Source organism: Luteimonas sp. Soil_C_5 (genome assembly GCF_057656615.1).
Genome location: NZ_JBDGKA010000003.1, coordinates 131,418 through 148,245, shown reverse-complemented (window position 1 = coordinate 148,245; position 16,828 = coordinate 131,418). Strand labels below are relative to the sequence as shown.

The 16,828-nt window shown below is 68.8% G+C and carries 13 protein-coding genes; 6 read left to right on the top strand and 7 right to left on the bottom strand.

The genetic code is table 11. The features are described 5' to 3' along the window. Positions 1-30: 30 nt before the first annotated feature. On the bottom strand, positions 31-669 hold the full coding sequence (locus AC3A5K_RS09135) for an exopolysaccharide biosynthesis protein (RefSeq protein WP_487617212.1): 639 nt from the start codon (positions 667-669) through the stop codon (positions 31-33). After that, positions 659-1,996, bottom strand: a complete 1,338-nt coding sequence (locus AC3A5K_RS09130) for a hemolysin family protein (protein WP_487617211.1) — start codon at positions 1,994-1,996, stop codon at positions 659-661. Before AC3A5K_RS09130 ends, AC3A5K_RS09135 begins: the two co-directional genes overlap by 11 nt. Positions 1,997-2,299: 303 nt before the next feature. Here AC3A5K_RS09130 and AC3A5K_RS09125 point away from each other — a divergent pair, with 303 nt between their 5' ends. The 5 genes from AC3A5K_RS09125 (at position 2,300) to AC3A5K_RS09105 (ending at position 5,887) form a co-directional block, all read left to right on the top strand. After that, on the top strand, positions 2,300-2,926 hold the full coding sequence (locus AC3A5K_RS09125) for a DUF47 domain-containing protein (RefSeq protein WP_487617210.1): 627 nt from the start codon (positions 2,300-2,302) through the stop codon (positions 2,924-2,926). A 13-nt stretch (positions 2,927-2,939) separates the two neighbouring features. Further along, a complete protein-coding gene (locus AC3A5K_RS09120; RefSeq protein ID WP_487617209.1) occupies positions 2,940-4,067 on the top strand; it encodes an anion permease in 1,128 nt (375 codons plus the stop codon). A gap of 312 nt (positions 4,068-4,379) precedes the next feature. After that, positions 4,380-4,760, top strand: a complete 381-nt coding sequence (gene crcB / locus AC3A5K_RS09115; protein WP_487617208.1) for a fluoride efflux transporter CrcB — start codon at positions 4,380-4,382, stop codon at positions 4,758-4,760. Positions 4,761-4,827: 67 nt separating this feature from the next. Continuing rightward, entirely contained in the window at positions 4,828-5,175 is a 348-nt protein-coding gene (locus AC3A5K_RS09110) for an MGMT family protein (RefSeq protein WP_487617207.1), read from the top strand. Between the two features lie 64 nt (positions 5,176-5,239). Beyond that, positions 5,240-5,887, top strand: a complete 648-nt coding sequence (locus tag AC3A5K_RS09105; protein ID WP_487617206.1) for a rhomboid family intramembrane serine protease — start codon at positions 5,240-5,242, stop codon at positions 5,885-5,887. Between the two features lie 399 nt (positions 5,888-6,286). Here AC3A5K_RS09105 and AC3A5K_RS09100 read toward each other — a convergent pair whose 3' ends face one another. From AC3A5K_RS09100 to AC3A5K_RS09090, 3 genes are all read right to left on the bottom strand, one after another. After that, on the bottom strand, positions 6,287-8,326 hold the full coding sequence (locus tag AC3A5K_RS09100; RefSeq protein WP_487617205.1) for a M13 family metallopeptidase: 2,040 nt from the start codon (positions 8,324-8,326) through the stop codon (positions 6,287-6,289). 238 nt (positions 8,327-8,564) lie between these two features. Further along, complete coding sequence (locus AC3A5K_RS09095) at positions 8,565-10,670, bottom strand: M13 family metallopeptidase (protein ID WP_487617204.1); 2,106 nt, start codon at positions 10,668-10,670, stop codon at positions 8,565-8,567. Positions 10,671-10,837: 167 nt separating this feature from the next. Further along, positions 10,838-12,685: a monovalent cation:proton antiporter-2 (CPA2) family protein gene (locus AC3A5K_RS09090; protein ID WP_487617203.1), complete on the bottom strand. Its 1,848-nt coding sequence runs from the start codon at positions 12,683-12,685 to the stop codon at positions 10,838-10,840. Between the two features lie 598 nt (positions 12,686-13,283). Between AC3A5K_RS09090 and AC3A5K_RS09085 the strand changes: the two genes are divergently transcribed. Next, positions 13,284-14,681 carry a DEAD/DEAH box helicase gene (locus AC3A5K_RS09085; RefSeq protein WP_487617202.1) on the top strand — a complete coding sequence of 466 codons (1,398 nt, stop codon included), beginning with the start codon at positions 13,284-13,286 and terminating at the stop codon, positions 14,679-14,681. Positions 14,682-14,781: 100 nt separating this feature from the next. Here the strand turns inward: AC3A5K_RS09085 and AC3A5K_RS09080 are convergent, their stop codons facing one another. Beyond that, positions 14,782-16,149 carry a polyhydroxyalkanoate depolymerase gene (locus tag AC3A5K_RS09080; RefSeq protein WP_487617723.1) on the bottom strand — a complete coding sequence of 456 codons (1,368 nt, stop codon included), beginning with the start codon at positions 16,147-16,149 and terminating at the stop codon, positions 14,782-14,784. Positions 16,150-16,216: 67 nt separating this feature from the next. Continuing rightward, a complete protein-coding gene (locus tag AC3A5K_RS09075) occupies positions 16,217-16,807 on the bottom strand; it encodes a class I SAM-dependent DNA methyltransferase (RefSeq protein WP_487617201.1) in 591 nt (196 codons plus the stop codon). Positions 16,808-16,828: the final 21 nt, after the last annotated feature.

Genomic DNA, 16,828 nt, shown 5'->3' with positions numbered 1-16,828 from the left:
GCGCGGTACGCCGCTGCACCGGCAGCGGGGTCAGAACAGGCGTTCCAGCCACTCCGTCGCCGCGGCGGCCAGCGCGCCGCTGAGCACGCCAAACACGGCGATCGCGATCACGCCGGCAATCCAGGCGCCGAGCATCAGCGCGCCGTCGCGTTCCAGCAGGGCCAGCGCAAAGGCCAGCAACAGCAGGCCGAAGACGTAGTTGGTGAACGGGATCGGCAGCGCCAGCAGGATGCCGAGCAGCACCAGCAGCAGCCCGGTGAACAGGGTGGCGGCGCGATGGTCGAGCAGGCCCGCCATGCGCGGCCGGCTCACACGCTCCAGCCGGCGGAACCAGGGCTCGAGCACGTGTTCGAAGCGCTGCACCGCGCGCCGGTGCGGCCCGCGTTCGGCGAGGAAATTCGGCAGCCAGGGCTTGCGCAGGCCCAGCAGCAGCTGCGCGCCCACCAGCACCACCAGCGGGCCGCCGATGGCACCGCCGACGCCGGGCACCGGGATGAAGGCGGGCAGGGTGGCGACGAACAGCATCATGCCGAACACGCGCTTGCCCAGCCCGGTCAGCAGGTCGCGCAGGCGCAGCTGGTCGTCGGGATCGCCGAACGACATCGCCGCCAGCAGTTCGCGGGTACTCGCTTCCTCGCGGCCGTCGTGATGCCCTGACTCAGGCTCCACGATCGTCGGCCTCGTCGCGCGGCAGGCGCTGCAGCAGCAGCTTGTCGACACGCGGGCCGTCCAGATCGACGATCTCGACGCGCCAGCCGTTCCAGTCGAAGTACTCGCCGACATTGGGAATTCGCCCGAACTGCGCGATCGTCATGCCCGCGGCGGTGTGGAAGATGTGTTCCTTTTCGCCGGGCAGGGCGCCGCCGCCGAGCAGCTCGCGCAGCGGATCGCTGCTGAGGCTGCCGTCGACCAGCAGGGAGCCGTCCTCGCGCGTGACCACCAGCGGCGAGGCATCCACGCCGCTGCTCTGGGTGCGGCCGATGACCGCTTCCATCACGTCGTTGACGGTGACCATGCCGGTGATGTCGCCGTACTCGTCGACCACCAGCGCCAGCGATTGCTGGTTCTCGCGCAGGATCTCCAGCAGCTTCATCGCCGGCGTCGACTCGGACACGAACAAGGGCTCGCGCAGGTACTTGAACAGGTCGAATTCGCGTTCTTCCAGCCGGTCGATCAGCGACTTGATCTCCAGCACGCCGACCACGTCGGCATCGTTGCCGCGGAACACCGGATAGCGCGAATAGGGAGTCGCCCGCATCCGCGCGAGGTTCTCCTCGAAGCCGGCGCCCACGTCCAGCCATGCGATGCGCATACGCGGCGTCATCAGGCTTTCGGCCTCGCGGTCGCCCAGGGTCAGCACCCGGTTGACCATGTTGCGTTCGTCGGTATCGATCACGCCCTGTTCGTGGCTTTCCGAGACCAGCATGCGGATCTCTTCTTCCGTGACCTGCGCCGCCTCGGTCTTGTCCAGCCGCAGCAGGCGCAGCAGCAGCCGCACCGAGCCGCCGAGCAGGCGCACCACGGGCGTGGCCGCGATCGACAGCCAGTGCATCGGCAGCGCGACGAACGAGGCGAAGCGCTCCGGCGCCAGCAGGGCCAGGCGCTTGGGCAGCAGTTCGCCCAGCACGATCGTCAGGTAGGTGATCAGGCCGATCGCCAGCACCTTGCCGATGGCCGCGGCCCAGGTGGTCGCGAACACGGGCATGTCGGCCTGCATCGCCGGGATGGTTTCGCCCAGCCAGATGCCCAGCGAGCCGGCGATCGCGTCGCCGCCGTACATGCCGGTCAGGATGCCGATCAGGGTGATGCCGACCTGCACGGTCGACAGGAACTGTTCGGGGTGTTCGGCCAGTTCCAGTGCCTTGCGCGAACTGGCGCTGTGGGGGGCCATCTGGCGCAGCCGGGGCTTGCGCGAGGTGACCACCGACATCTCCGACAGCGCGAAGAACGCGTTGCAGGCGATCAGGAACAGCACGATGAGGATCAGTTCGATCATCTGCGGACCTCCCGCGAGGCGCGGCGGCCTTCAGGGCCGTGGGGAAGCAGGGCGTGGGTCCGAAGCGCCTGGGGGCGGTGAAACGCCGGCGGACAGGCGGTGGCAGGGGGCGGTCTAGAGTCGTCGTCCATGGGTCGATGAACTGCGCAGGAGGGCGCGGCCGGGACTATAGCAGCTGGCCCTGTGACGACCGGCGTGCAGCCCCGGGTCAACCCGGGCTGGTCCCAACTGTCATCGAACCGTCATAATTCGCGACCTGCGCAAGCGCCCCGTCCCGCGGGCGCGCGGATACGAGGCGGCAGCATGTTCTCCCTGCAAACGATGTTCGGCCAAGGCAACCAGTTCTATACGTTGCTCGAAGAGGCCGCGGTGGCGGCGCACGACAGCGCGAAGGCCCTGCACGCGATGCTGCGCGAATCCGACCGCCAGCCCGCGCTCGACGCCTTCAAGCTGGCGCGCATGCGCGAGCGCGAGACCTCGGACAAGATCAGCCAGGCCCTGGTCGACAGCTTCATCACGCCGATCGAGCGTGAGGACATCGAGGCGCTGGGCTCGGCGCTGTACAAGATTCCCAAGCAGATCGAGAAGTTCGCCGATCGCTACTCGCTGGCCACCCAGCATCTGGAGCACATCGATTTCGCGCCGCGCGCGGCGATGCTGGAACAGGCCTCGGCGGTGGTGGTAAAGATGGTGCGCGCGCTGCGCAGCATGAAGCTCGAGCCGATGAAGGCGCTCAACGACGAGCTGCGCGCGCTGGAGAACGAGGCCGACCGGCTGATGCTCGAGCTCTACCGCGACATCTACTCCGGCAGGCTGGATCCGCTGCAGATGTTCCTGCTCAAGGAATTCTTCGAGATTCTCGAAAAGGCGATCGACCGCTGCCGCGAGGCAGGCGTGGTCGCCTACGAGATCGTGCTCAAGAACTCCTGACGGATTCCAGAACATGCTGACCCTCGTGCTGATCGTGGTCGCAACCGCGCTGGTGTTCGAATACATCAACGGGTTCCACGACACCGCCAACTCCATCGCGACCGTGGTCGCGACCAAGGTGCTGTCGCCGATGCAGGCTGTCGGCCTGGCGGCGTCGATGAACCTGATCGGCGCGCTGATGGGCACCGCGGTGGCCAAGACCATCTCGTCGGGCCTGATCGATGCCGGCGTCATCGACGTCGGCTCGCAGCTGATCCTGTGCGCGCTGCTCGGCGGCATCATCTGGAACCTGATCACGTGGTGGTTCGGCCTGCCGTCGTCGTCCTCGCATGCGCTGATCGGCGGCCTGATCGGCGCCGCGCTGGCCGCGGCCTCGAACAATTTCGACGTGGTGATCTGGTCGGAGCCGGCCGAGCCGGTCTGGCACAGCGCCGGCGTACTGTGGAAAGTCGTCGTGCCCATGGTCACGTCACCCGTTCTCGGCTTCGCCACGGGCTTTCTGATGATGGGCGTGCTGTTCTTCGGCATCTCGATGATGGCGCGCAGCGGTGGCGTGCTGGCGCGCATTGCGCGGCCGCGCTGGGTCAATGCCTTCTTCGGCAAGAGCCAGATCGTCTCGGCCGCCGGCATGGGCTTCGCGCACGGCATGAACGATGCGCAGAAGACCATGGGCATCGTCGCCCTGACCCTGGTCAGCGCGCAGAGCGTCGGCACGCTGGACAACCTGCCGGGCTGGCTGGCATTCCTGCACCCGTCGGAGGCCGCACTGGCCGAAGGCGATATTGATCTGTGGATCAAGATCACCTGCGCCGTGGTCATGGCCGCCGGCACCGCCGCGGGCGGCTGGCGCATCATCAAGACGCTGGGTCACAAGCTGGTCAAGCTGCATCCGATTCACGGCTTCGCCGCGGAAACCAGCGCCGCGTCGGTGATCCTGGCCGCGTCGTCGCTGGGCATTCCGGTCTCGACCACGCACAACATCTCCACCGCGATCATGGGCGTGGGCACGGCCAAGCGTCTCAACGCGATCAAGTGGACGGTGGTCAACAAGATGGTCTGGGCGTGGATCCTGACGATCCCGATGTCCGGCGGCATCGCCTACGGTCTGTTCCGCCTGTTCCATCACGCGGGCTGGGTCTGAGGCGGGGCGGGCGGCTGCGGTCGTCCCGCTTCTGTGATCCGCAGGATGCGGCGCCCTGCAACGCGCATGAGTGCCGCGACTATGGAGTGGGATCTCCCGCTTGCCGGTCGTGAAGCCGCGCTTCCGGCCCGATTCCGGAGTCGTCCGTGCACGCGATGCGGAGGTCGAAACCCGCTGCCCCCGAGGCGATGCCGGATCGGATGATCCCGATGCAGGCGTCGCGCGCTCCGGAACAGCGGTCAGCCCGGAGGTCGCGCGACCCGCGCGTATGATTCCGCGACCGGCGCGCCGCGCGCCGTTGGAGCGTCCGACGTGCATCAGTTCCTGCTGGTTTTTCTGGGTGGCGGCCTCGGCGCGGCGCTGCGCCACGGCGTGAACCTGTTCGCGTTGCGCGGCCCGGGCGCGCAGTTTCCCTACGGCACCCTGTGCATCAACGTGCTCGGCTCGTGCCTGATGGGCATGATGGTGGCGTGGTTCGCCGTACGCGGCGAGCTGGCGCCATCGGCGCGCCTGTTCCTGACCACCGGCGTGCTCGGCGGCTTCACCACGTTCTCGGCGTTTTCGCTGGACGCCGTTCTGCTGTACGAACGGGGGCAGCCCGGCCTGGCGGCGGTGTATTTGCTGGGCTCCGTCGTGCTCTCGATCGGCGGCCTGTTCGCCGGACTGGCGCTGATGCGCGCACTGTTGGCCTGAGGCGTTTGTCCGCCGACGGCGGCACGCGTTGGCGCTCGCTTCGATGGCATCCGTCTATCCTGCGGCCATGACCCCGCCTGCCGCCCCGTCCGATCCGGTCGCCCGCATCCTCGCCGCGATCCGCGCCGTGCCGCGCGGTGAGGTCGCGGGCTACGGACACATCGCGCGTCGCGCCGGCCTGCCGGGACGGGCGCGGATGGTCGCGCGCGTACTGCGCGACCATCCCCATCCCACGTTGCCCTGGCACCGCATCGTGCGCAGCGACGGTGCGATCGCGATCCCGCGCGGCTCGCCGGGTTTCGACGAACAGGTCAGACGACTGCGCGAGGAGGGCGTGGTCGTGCACAACGGCCGCGTGCGCATGCCGGCGCGGGACGAGGACGCGCTGCTGTGGGGTCCACCCGGCACGCGATGACGCGGCGGCGACATCGTCGGGCGATGCGCCCGGTATCATGACGCCGCACGAACAAGGAGTCCGGATGTTCCCGAGGTTGCCGCAGGCCGTCAAAGCGATCCTGGCCATCAATATCGTCGTCTTCCTGCTGCAGCTGGCGATCGGCGGCGCATTGGCGCCGATGATGCTGTGGCCGATCGGCGGCGCGGATGTGGGCGGACTCGGCTTCCAGCCGTGGCAGCTGGTGACCTACGGTTTCATGCACGACCCGCGCAATCTGGCGCACCTGATCTTCAACATGCTGGCGCTGGTGATGTTCGGTTCGCAGCTCGAATACACCTGGGGCACGAAGCGCTTCGTCACCTACTACCTGGTGTGCGTGGTCGGGGCCGGGCTGTGCCAGCTGGCAGTCGTGACCTGGGCGCTGTCGCAGGGCGCGTATCCGTATCCCACGCTGGGCGCTTCGGGCGGCGTGTTCGGCTTGCTGCTGGCCTATGGCCTGCTGTTCCCGAACCAGCGGATCATGCTGCTGTTCCCGCCGATCCCGATGCGCGCACGCACCCTGGTCATCGTCTACGGCCTCGTCGAGCTGGTACTCGGCATCACCGGCACGCGCTCGGGCGTCGCCCACTTCGCGCACCTCGGCGGCATGCTGTTCGGCTGGCTGCTGATCCAGCACTGGCGCGGCCGTCCGCCGTTCAACCGCCGCCGCGGCCACGTGCGCAGGCTCTGAGGGCGTACGAGCGGTCCCGCCTGGCGCTGTCCGGTGGATGTCGCGTGTAGAGGCTGCACGGGGTCGGGCCTGACCCGTACGTCCCGGGATTTCGTTCGATCAATCGACGCGTGACGCGCCACGTTCGCACGCACGCGTTTCCCGATCGGACGGTGCTCTGTCTGTAGCCGCTCTTTCGATCTTCCTGCGCGGCTGCGTCGACAGGGCCGAGGCAACCGGCCTCCGTCTTCTGTCCCGACGCTCACGTCTGCACCCGCGTCCTGACGCATGACCGGTGCGGCGCATGACCGCGACCGCAAAGCGGCGGCGTCCATCCCGGATCCCGATGCCGGCGTCGGCACATAAAAAAAGCGCGCCCGGATCGGGCGCGCTTCGTGAGCCGGCGGTGGCCTGCGCGGCTCAGCGCCAGATCAGGACCTGGTCGGCGCTCGCACGGACCATCGCATCGGCCGGCTTGCAGGCGAAGGTCTCGCTGAAGGCCGGCAGGTTCGACACCGGACCGTTGGCACGCCACTGGCCCGGCGCCTGCACGGCGGTCGCTGCCGTGCGGGTCGCGGTGTCGGCGGCCGATTGCTGACGCCACAGCTGCGCCCAGCCGCGGAAGAAGGCCTCGCGTCCTTCCTTGGCCAGTTCCGGGTTGGCGCGCAGCAGCGCGTCCCAGGCCAGTTCCACGCCGGCCAAGTCCGCCGCGTTCTCGTCGCGGGTCAGGGCACCGTTGACGTTGACCGCGGTCAGGCCCGGATACGGATAGGCGTTGTACTGCGCGACCAGGCGATCGGTCGCCTGCAGCCACGCGGCGTCGTCGGCCGGCGTCCACCAGGTGCGCACCGTCTGCGTGCTGTCGACGAACTTGCCCTTGATGTCGACCGCGCGGCTCAGCTCGTGGCCGACCAGCGCACCGAAGGTGCCGTAGTGGCTGGCGTTGTCGGCAGCGATGTCGAGCACCGGTGCCTGCAGCACCGCGGCCGAGACGATCAGGCGGTTCTGCGCCGTGTCATAGGCGAGGGCCGGCGTCTGCGGCAGCACGTCCCAGCGACGCGCGGCGTTGGTCTGGCCGATGCGGCGCATTTCCTGCGCATGACGCCAGGTCGCGGCGATCAGCATGTTGCCGCCGAAGCTGCCACGGCCCATCGGCTGCACCGTGTAGTCGATGTCCTCGACCGGTGCGCCGATCTCGATGCGCAGGCCGGCGAGCTTGGCCTTGGCTTCGGTCTTGGCCGCGTCGCTCATCCACGCGCTGCGCTCGACGCCGCGGACGAGGGCGTCCCGCACTTCGCCGGCGATCGTGTCGGCACGGGCGCGCGTCGTGTCCGGCAGGTGACGGGCGACGTATTCGCGCGACATCATCGGGCCGGCGGCGCGGTTGATCGCGCCCAGCACCAGCTGCTGGCGGGTCGGCTGCGCGCTCTCGCCTCGCAGGATGCGGCCGTGGAAATCGAACTCGGCGTCGCGGAAGCTCTTCGCCAGGTACGGCGCCATCGCATCGCCGATGTGGAAGCGCAGATACGCCTTCCACTGTTCGGGCTTGAGCGAGTTGACCAGCGTGTCGAGCTGCTGGAACAGCGCCGGGTTCGCCAGCGAGACCTGCTCGGACTGCACGCCCTGCGCGGTGAGGAATTCGCCCAGCTGCAGGCGGCGGTACTGCTTGCCCAGATCGGCGGTGTTGACCAGCGCGTACTGCGTGCGCGGATCGCGGATGTCGGCCAGCGGACGCGAGGCGGCGGCGATGCGGCGCTCCAGGTCGAGCACCAGTTCGGTCTCCGCATCCAGACGGTCTTCGGCGGTGCCGGTCAGCGCCAGGATGTTGCGCACGTACTGGGTGTACTGCGACACGATCTGCTGGGTCTCGGCGTCGCCGCGGCTGTAGTACGCCGGATCGGGCAGACCGAGGCCGCCCTGGACGAAGTAGCCGAGGTGCCGGCCCAGATCCGCGAGATCGGCTTCGGCGCCGAATTCGAACAGGACCGGGATGCCGACCTGGTGCAGCGCGGCGATCGCCGGCGCGATGTCGCGGGTGCGGCGGATGCCGTCGATGCGCGCGATCAGCGGGGCGATCGGCTTGGCGCCGTCGGCCTCGACGGCGGCTTCGTCCAGACCGCTGGCCCAGAAGTCGCCCAGCAGGCGCTGCACGTCGTTCTGCGGCGACGTCATCGCGGCATTCAACAGGTCGTGCTGCTGCTGCACGGCCGTGGCCTGCAGCTCGCCGAACGCCGAACGCGTGCCCTGACCGGCGACCAGCACGTTCGCGGCCAGCCAGTCCTTGTTGACGAAGGTGTAGAGGTCACTGCAGGCGGTGACCGGCGGCGGACCCTTGGGCTGCGCGGCGCGGCGGCGCTGCTGGGCGTCGGCATCGGCGCTCAGGCCGACCAGCAGGGCGATCGAAGCGGCGAGCAGGGCGGGGCGGGCGAGCGTGTGCTGGATCGGCATTGCGGAGTCCATGGGCATGAATCCCGCAAGTCTAGCAAGCCGCGCCGGGCGGAACCGGGCGGTTTCGCACGCATGCGCGCCGCGTCGGTGCAGGGCGTCGACCGGCCTCCGGAGAGGCGTGCGCGCGTGCAGGTCACACTGGACCGGCGGGGCTGACGCACGCCGTGTCGGCGCATCGCCGGGTGGAAGAGCGGACACGAAAAAGCCCGGCATCGCTGCCGGGCTTTCCGGGGTCATCGTGGCGCGTGGATCACCAGATGACGACCTGCTGCTCGCCGCCGCGGACCATGGGATCGCCGGCCTTGCACTCGAACGCGGCGGCGAAGGCCGGCAGGTTCGACGGCGCGGCGATGGCGCGGAACGACGACAGCGCGTGCTCGTCGGTCGCCAGGCGCTTGGTCAGCTCTTCGGGCGTGAAGTTGCGGCGCCACACCGTGGCCCAGCTCAGGAAGAAGCGCTGGTCGCGGGTGAGGCCGTCGGTCATCGGGTCGGGCGTGTCGCCGGCCGCCTTGCGCATCGCGTCGTACGCGGTGGCCAGGCCGCCGAGATCGGCGATGTTCTCGCCCAGCGTGTGGTTGCCGTTGAGCGCGCGGCCATCGGGCAACGTGTAGTCGTTGAACTGCTGGACCAGACGGCCGGTGCGCGCCTTGAAGCCGGTCATGTCGGCCTCGGTCCACCAGTTCTCCATGTTGCCGGTCGGACCGAAGCGCGCGCCCTGGTCGTCGTAGCCGTGGGTCATCTCGTGGCCGATCACCGCACCGATGCCGCCGTAGTTCATCTCGTCGGTCGCGTCGGGATCGAAGAACGGCGGCTGCAGGATCGCGGCCGGGAACGTCAGCTGGTTGGCCAGCGGGTTGTAGGACGCGTTGACCGTCTGCGGGCGCATGCCCCATTCGCTCTTGTCGACCGGCTTGCCGATCTTGCCGAGGTCCCAGCGGTAGTTGTATTCGGTCGCGGCCATGACGTTGCCGATGTAGCTGTCGCGGCCGGTGCTCAGCCCCGCCCAGTCACGCCACTTGTCCGGATAGCCGACGCGCGGCTCGAAGGTGTTCCACTTCTCCAGCGCCTTCTGCTTGGTCTCGGCGCTCATCCACTCGAGATTCTCGATGCGCAGCTTCAGGGCGTCGCTGAGGTTCCTGATCAGCGCTTCCATCTTGGCCTTGGATTCGGCCGGAAACGCGACCTGCACGTACAGCTGGCCCATGGCCTCGCCGACCTGGCTGTCGACGGTGCCGAGCACGCGCTTCCAGCGCGGCTCGATCTCCTGCTGGCCGCTCAGGGTCTTGTTGTAGAAATCGTAGTTCTGCTGCGCGAATGCGTCCGACAGATACGGCGACGCGCCATCAACGACGTGGAACCGCAGGTAGCTCTTCCACTGGTCCACCGGCACGTCGACCAGCATCTTGTCGACTTCCTGGTGGAACGACGGCACCGACAGCGAGAACGTCGCCGGCACCGCGACGCCCTGCGATTCGAAGAACGCGGTCCACGGGAAGTTCGGCGTCAGCTTGTCGGCATCGGCCACGCTGATCGGGTTGTAGTACAGCTCGACGTTGCGCGAGAACTCCTCGCGCGACTTCGACGCCTTGGCGATGCGGGTTTCGAATGCCAGCACCTGTGTGGCCTGGGCCTGCGCCTGGTCGGCAGGCGTGCCCGACAGTTCGAGCACCTTGGCGATGTGCGCGACGTAGGCCTCGCGGATGCCGGCCTTGTCGGCGGCGGTGTAGTACGTGGTGTCGGGCAGGCCGAGGCCGCCCTGGCCGGTCGCGGCGATGTTGACCGAGGAATCCTTGAAGTCCGGCATCGCGCCGATGCCCCACAGGAAGCCCTGGCCCTTGGCGGCGGTCGACCGCAGCCACTCGACGACGGATGCGGTGTCGGTCAGCGCGTCGATCGAGGCGAGTTCGGCCTGCAGCGGCGTAATGCCCTGGGCATTGATCTTGGCCTCGTCCATGCCGGTCGCCCAGAAATCGCCGACCAGCTTCTCCACGCCGCTGGCGTTCGCATCGCTGGCGGCCTGCTGCGCAAGCTGGTGCTGCACGGCGGTCGAGCGCTCGTCCAGCATCTCGAACGCGCCCCACGAGGTGCGGTCGCCGGGGATGGCGTTGGCGGCCAGCCACTGGCCGTTGACGTAACCGCCGAAGTCGACGCAGGCGTTCTTGCTGGTGTCGAGATCGCCGATCAGGAACCGGTTGTAGGGCGGCAGCGTGCTCTCGTCGAGCGTCAGCGCAGTCGCGGCGTCGGCAGGCGCAGGCGCCGCGGCGGGTGCAGCAGGCGCCTCGGAATCCTTGCCACAGGCGGACAGCGCAAGCACGACGGCGCAGGTCAGGAACAGGCGTTTGGGGGAAGCGGTCACGGCGGGAACTCCACGGAGGAAAGAACGCCGGACGGCAGCCGTCCGGTTCGGCCGCACTCTACGCCCGGCGGCGGGGCGCTGAGGGTGTCGAAGGTCATGGGCCATCCGGCCCGATTCGGCACAGTGCGGGGGCGCGGATTCTGCGATGGCGGCCGGCCGCGGACGGGTCAGTCCGGCCCGGTCCGGGGTTCGCCCGGTCCGGTGTTCAACGTGCGGCTCTCGCGGCGCGGACGCGTCAGCGGGGTCGGCTTCGGCCCGGGCGCACTGGTGTTCTTGATGATCAGCGGAATGCCGGCGCGGGTGTCGTTGCTGGCGGTCTCCAGCTCGAAGCGCTCGGCATCGAGGCGGCGGACCTGCTCGGCGATCGTGTCGGCGTCCTCCTCGGACACGTCGAGTTCGCGCAGCACTGCGGCGCCGAACTGCACCGCCGATTCGAAGGTCTCGCGGATCTGGAAATCGACGCCGGCATTGACCAGACGCAGTGAGTGTTCGCGATCGAAGGAGCGGACCAGCAGCTTGGCCTGCGCGAACTCGTGCTGGGCGAGTTCGACGATGCGGTCGGCGGCCTCGCGATCGTCGATGCAGATCGCGATCGCGCGCGCGGTGCGGGCGCCCGAGGCATGCAGCACGTCGAGGCGGGTGCCGTCACCGTAGTAGACCTTGAAGCCGAACTCGGCCGCGCTCTGGATCATCTCGATGTCGGTGTCGATGATCGTGACGTCGACATCGCGCGCCAGCAGCGACTGGCTCATGACCTGGCCGAAGCGGCCGAAGCCGATGATCAGCACGCTGCCGCTCTGGTTCTCGACGTCTTCCACGTCGTCGGGCCGCGCGGCCTTGGCCTTGACGATGAAGCGCTGCGTCGCCAGCACGACCAGCGGCGTCAGCGCCATCGACAGCACGACGATCGCGGTGAAGTTGGCATTGACCTCGGCGTCGATCAGACCCGTCGCGGCGGCGGTGGAGAACAGCACGAAGGCGAACTCGCCGCCCTGCGCCATCAGCACCGCGCGCTCGAGCGCTTCGGGATGCGAACTGCGCGTCACGCGCGCGACGAGGTAGATGCACAGCGCCTTGGTCGCCATCGCCGCGAACACACCGCCGACGATCAACGGCCAGTTGGCCGCAACCACCGTCAGGTTCAGCGCCATGCCGACGCCGAGGAAGAACAGGCCCAGCAGGATGCCGCGGAAGGGTTCGATGTCGGCTTCGATCTGGTGCCGGAACGAGGATTCCGACAGCAGCACGCCGGCGAGGAATGCGCCCATCGCCATCGACAGGCCGCCGAGCTGCATCAGCAGCGCCGCGCCCAGCACCACCAGCAGCGCGGCGGCGGTCATGACTTCGCGCGCCTTGGCCGCGGCGAGGATGCGGAACATCGGATTGAGCAGATAGATGCCGGCGACGATCAGCGCGACCAGCGAGCCGATGCCGATGGCGATCGACATCCAGCGCGACGGCGCATCGACGGCGGCCTCGGGCGTCGGCGCGAGGAACGCGATCAACGCCAGCAGCGGCACGATCAGCAGATCCTCGAACAGCAGCACCGAGACGATCTTCTGGCCGTGGGGCAGGGCGATCTCGCCGCGTTCGGACAGCAGCTGCATCACCACCGCGGTCGACGTCATGACGAAGCCGGACGCACCGACGAAGGCGATCGGCCACGGAAAGCCGAACGCCGCGCCGAGCAGGGTCAGCGCGGTGATGCTGAGGATGATCTGCAGCGCGCCGAGGCCGAAGATCTGCCGGCGCAGGCTCCACAGATGCGAGGGCCGCATTTCCAGGCCGATGACGAACAGGAACATCACCACGCCGAGTTCGGCGACGTGGAGAATCGACTCGGGATCGGAGAACCAGCCGAAGCCGAACGGACCGATCGCCAGACCCGCGGCCAGATAGCCGAGCACCGAGCCGAGCCGGAGCTTGCGGAACAGGGGCACCGCGACGACGGCGGCGCCCAGCAGGGCGACGACCTGGATCAGCTGGCTGGTGGTTTCGTGCGCGGCATCCGCCATGGGCTTGCGTCCTCGAAGCCGGCGCCGATGACCGGGCAGGCCGTCGACGCAGGCGAATGATGTGCTTGGAATACGACAGTCGACCGCCGCGGAACGCCAGTGGCCGCATCTCTGTGCCGGCATGGCGCGCGCGCCGGGCGCCGCACACCTGCCGGAAGAGGATGCACCGCGCACCGCGACGTGCCGGGGTCGATGGCGGGAGCGTGCCACAGCGGGGGCGGGCCGCCCAGCGCCCGCGCAGGGATGCTGCATCCCTGAATCTGAGCGGCCGGCGAGCGGCAGGCACCCCGTCCCCAGCGCGCGGCGCCGCATTGACGTAGACTGGGCGGGTTCTGCAGCGCGGTCGCCCACCGAAAGTCCTTCCGGACCCGAGGTCACGATCCTGGTATGCCGCCGGCGCACAGCGCCGCCACGGTTCTTACCCCCGCACGTCTTTCGTCGCGCAGACACGGTCCGGGTCGTTTCCCGTCACCGTCACATCGGTACTCGCAGCGCGGTTCAGGGATAGCTCCGGGTCCATTGCCATCGTCACGGCCTGTCGGCTGTCGTCCGTCATTTGCGGACCGCCGCAGCGTGACCTGGTTTACAGGAGCACCACATGACCACGTTCGAAACCCTCGGGCTGTCGCCCGCGTTGCTGCGCGCGCTTGCCGAAAACGACTACAACACCCCCACCCCGATCCAGGAACAGGCGATTCCGCTGGTCCTCGACGGCAACGACGTCCTGGGCGGCGCCCAGACCGGTACCGGCAAGACCGCCGCGTTCGGCCTGCCGCTGCTGCAGCGCCTCGCCAAGGAAACCCCGCCCAAGGGTCCGCGCAAGCCGCGCGCGCTGATCCTGGTGCCGACCCGCGAGCTCGCGGTGCAGGTCGCCGAGAACCTCAAGACCTACGGCCGCCATCTGCGCCTGAACGTCACGACGATCTTCGGTGGCGCCGGCATGCAGCCGCAGATCGACAATCTGCGCCGCGGCGTCGACGTGCTGATCGCGTGCCCGGGCCGTCTGCTCGACCATATGGACAGCGGCCACGCCAAGCTGGACGCGGTCGAGATCCTGGTGCTCGACGAAGCCGACCGCATGCTCGACATGGGCTTCCTGCCGCAGATGAAGCGCATCATGAACCGCGTGCCGAAGGCGCGTCAGACGCTGCTGTTCTCGGCCACGTTCGAGCCGCGCATCAAGGCGATGGCGCTGGAGTTCATGCGCGATCCCAAGCAGGTGCAGGTGGCGCAGAACAGCACGATCGCCGACACCATCGCGCACCGTGCCCACCCGGTCGACAACAGCCGCAAGCGCGACCTGCTGGTCGACCTGCTGTCCAAGCGCCACACCGACCAGGTGCTGGTGTTCGGCAAGACCAAGCACGGCTGCAACCGTCTGGCCGAACAGCTGGCCGAGTCCGGCCTGCCGGCGGTCGCGATCCACGGCAACAAGAGCCAGGCGCAGCGCCAGAAGGCGCTGGATGCGTTCAAGTCCGGTCGTGCCCGCATCCTGGTCGCCACCGACGTCGCCGCGCGCGGTCTCGACATTCCGAACCTGCCGCTGGTGATCAACCACGATCTGCCGATGGTCGCCGAGGACTACGTGCACCGCATCGGCCGTACCGGCCGCAACGGTTCGACCGGTGAGGCGCTGTCGCTGGTGTCGCCGGAAGAGGGCGGTCTGCTGCGCCAGATCCAGCGCATGCTCAAGGCCGAGATCGACCTGACCGCCGTGCCCGGCTTCGAGCCGAGCCAGCCGGTGCGTCTCGACACGCCGATCCCGAAGAACGGTGGCGGCCAGCGTCGCCAGCCGTCCGCTGGTCGTCCGGGTGCACGCATGGGTGAGCAGAAGCCCGGTGGCGAGCGCGCGCCGCGCAAGGCAGCGGGCCACCGCGGCCACGGCAAGCCGGCGGATCGCAGTGCGCATGCGCATGCCGGTCCCAAGCAGCACCGTGCGGGTGCAGGCGCCGGCGCAGCCCGTGCCCAGGCCGGACGTCGCGATACGCGCGCCTGATCCCGGCTGAGCGCTGACCAGAAGAAACCCTCCCCCGGCGACGGGGGAGGGTTTTTCTTTGCGCGACGTCCGGGCGCGAACGCCGGACCGGTTTCCGTCGTCAGGGCGTTTTGCGGGCGCCGGGACTGCGCTTGCGCGGGGCGGTCTTCGCCTTGGCCGGCGCCTTGGCCTGCGCCGCGACGGGCCGAGCGTGTGCGGCGATGAAGTCGCGGACCTGCGGATACACCAGGTTGCGCCAGCGACGGCCGCTGAAGATGCCGTAGTGGCCCGCGCCCTCGACGGTGATGTGCGCGCGCTGCGCCTTGGCGACGCCGGTGCACAGCGTGTGGGCGGCCTGGGTCTGGCCTTCGCCGGAGATGTCGTCGAGCTCGCCCTCGATGGTCAGCAGCGCCGTGCCGGTGACCTTCGACGGATCCACGCGCTCGCCGGCGACCACCCAGCGGCCGCGTGGCAGCAGGTGCTGCTGGAACACGATGCGGATGGTGTCGAGGTAGTAATCGGCCGGCATGTCGAGCACGGCGTTGTACTCGTCGTAGAACCGGCGATGCGACTCGGCATCGTCGTCGTCGCCCTTCACCAGGTCCTGGTAGAAATCCCAGTGCGATTCGAGATGGCGTTCGGGATTCATCGCCATGAAGCCCATGTGCTGCAGGAAGCCGGGATAGACCATGCGGCCGCGGCCCGGATAGTTCATCGGCACCGGGTGGATGACGTGATCCTGGAACCACGACAGCGGCTTTTCGGTCGCCAGGTTGTTTACTGCGGTGGGCGATTCGCGGGTGTCGATCGGCCCGCCCATCATCACCATCGACCGCGGCGTGGCTTCGCCGCGCGCGGCCATCAGCGAGACGGCGGCGAGTACCGGCACCGTCGGCTGGCACACGCTGATCACGTGCAGGTCGTCGGCACCGATGTGGCGGATGAATTCCTCGATGTAGGCGACGTAGTCGTCCAGCGAGAACGCGCCCGCTTCGGCCGGCACCATGCGCGCGTCGACCCAGTCGGTCACGTAGACCTTGTGGTCGCGCAGCAGGGTGCGCACCGTGTCGCGCAGCAGCGTCGAGTGGTGGCCCGACAGCGGCGCGACGACCAGCACCGTCGGCTGTACCTTGATCACGTCGAGGTGCGCCGGGTCGTCGGTGTAGCGCTTGAAGCGCAGCAGCTTGCAGAACGGCTTGACCAGCGCGTCGAGCTGCACCACCGGATAGGTGCGCTCGTTGTCGTCGTTCTCCACCGCGTGGATGTCGAACGCCGGCTTCACGTAGTCCTTGCCGATGCGGTACATCAGCTCGTTCGCGGCCGAGACCTGCTCGGAGCCGGGCAGGGTGGACAGCCACGTGCTGTCGGCGCCGAACGCGCGGGCGTTGGCATCGGCCAGCAGCGTCCACGGCTTCATCCAGGCGCGGCCCATTTCGTGCAGTTGGTAGAACAGCATCGGCATTCCGTCAGTGGTGTTGCTGCGTCGCAGCATAGCGCATCGACCGTGAATGACCGGGCCGGCTGCGGGCGGCGCCCGCGGCCGCACAACCGCTGGATCAGGCGGTTTCGAGCGCCGTCGCGGTGCCGGCCAGCTGCGGGGACAGCCAGCAATGCGAGCCCAGCGCGCTGAATCCGGCATCGGCGAAGCGCGTGCGGTAGAACCGCGCCGGTCGTTGCTTGAAGCCGTCCTCGTCGCCCTCCGCGCCATCCACGCGCGTGAAGCATTCGAGGAAGGCCACGCCGCCGGTGAGTTCGGCCAGACCGGGCAGGCCGCGGTCGAGTTCCCGCGTCTCGAGGTAATGCAGCACGTCGCTGCAGATCAGCAGGTCGACCGGCGGGCAGGGCCGCAGCATTTCGAAATCGGCGAAGCGCGCGTGGTGCAGGTTGCGCGCGCGGCCGAAGCGCGAGACCGCGTACTCGCTGGCGTCGAAGCCGAGGTAGTGCGCCTTCGGACGCAGCTTGAGCAGCGGCGCGCGCCACGCGCCTTCGCCGCAGCCGATGTCCAGCACCGTGCGCAGTGGACGCTCCAGGTGGTACTCGGCCGTGGCCACTGCCAGCGCGACCTTGCGCGCCAGGCGCGCGGACCCGCCGATGTCGCCGGCGCGGTACCAGCGGTCGAAGTAGGCGCGGTCGTATTGCTTGGACATCGATGTGCCGGGTGCGGGTCG

Excerpts from the sequence above, each read along its gene's own strand:
- AC3A5K_RS09130 (WP_487617211.1), bottom strand. The coding sequence starts at position 1,996 with ATGATCGAACTGATCCTCATCGTGCTGTTCCTGATCGCCTGCAACGCG.
- AC3A5K_RS09125 (WP_487617210.1), top strand. The coding sequence starts at position 2,300 with ATGTTCTCCCTGCAAACGATGTTCGGCCAAGGCAACCAGTTCTATACG.
- AC3A5K_RS09120 (WP_487617209.1), top strand. The coding sequence starts at position 2,940 with ATGCTGACCCTCGTGCTGATCGTGGTCGCAACCGCGCTGGTGTTCGAA.
- AC3A5K_RS09110 (WP_487617207.1), top strand. The coding sequence starts at position 4,828 with ATGACCCCGCCTGCCGCCCCGTCCGATCCGGTCGCCCGCATCCTCGCC.
- AC3A5K_RS09105 (WP_487617206.1), top strand. The coding sequence starts at position 5,240 with ATGTTCCCGAGGTTGCCGCAGGCCGTCAAAGCGATCCTGGCCATCAAT.
- AC3A5K_RS09100 (WP_487617205.1), bottom strand. The coding sequence starts at position 8,326 with ATGGACTCCGCAATGCCGATCCAGCACACGCTCGCCCGCCCCGCCCTG.
- AC3A5K_RS09090 (WP_487617203.1), bottom strand. The coding sequence starts at position 12,685 with ATGGCGGATGCCGCGCACGAAACCACCAGCCAGCTGATCCAGGTCGTC.
- AC3A5K_RS09085 (WP_487617202.1), top strand. The coding sequence starts at position 13,284 with ATGACCACGTTCGAAACCCTCGGGCTGTCGCCCGCGTTGCTGCGCGCG.
- AC3A5K_RS09075 (WP_487617201.1), bottom strand. The coding sequence starts at position 16,807 with ATGTCCAAGCAATACGACCGCGCCTACTTCGACCGCTGGTACCGCGCC.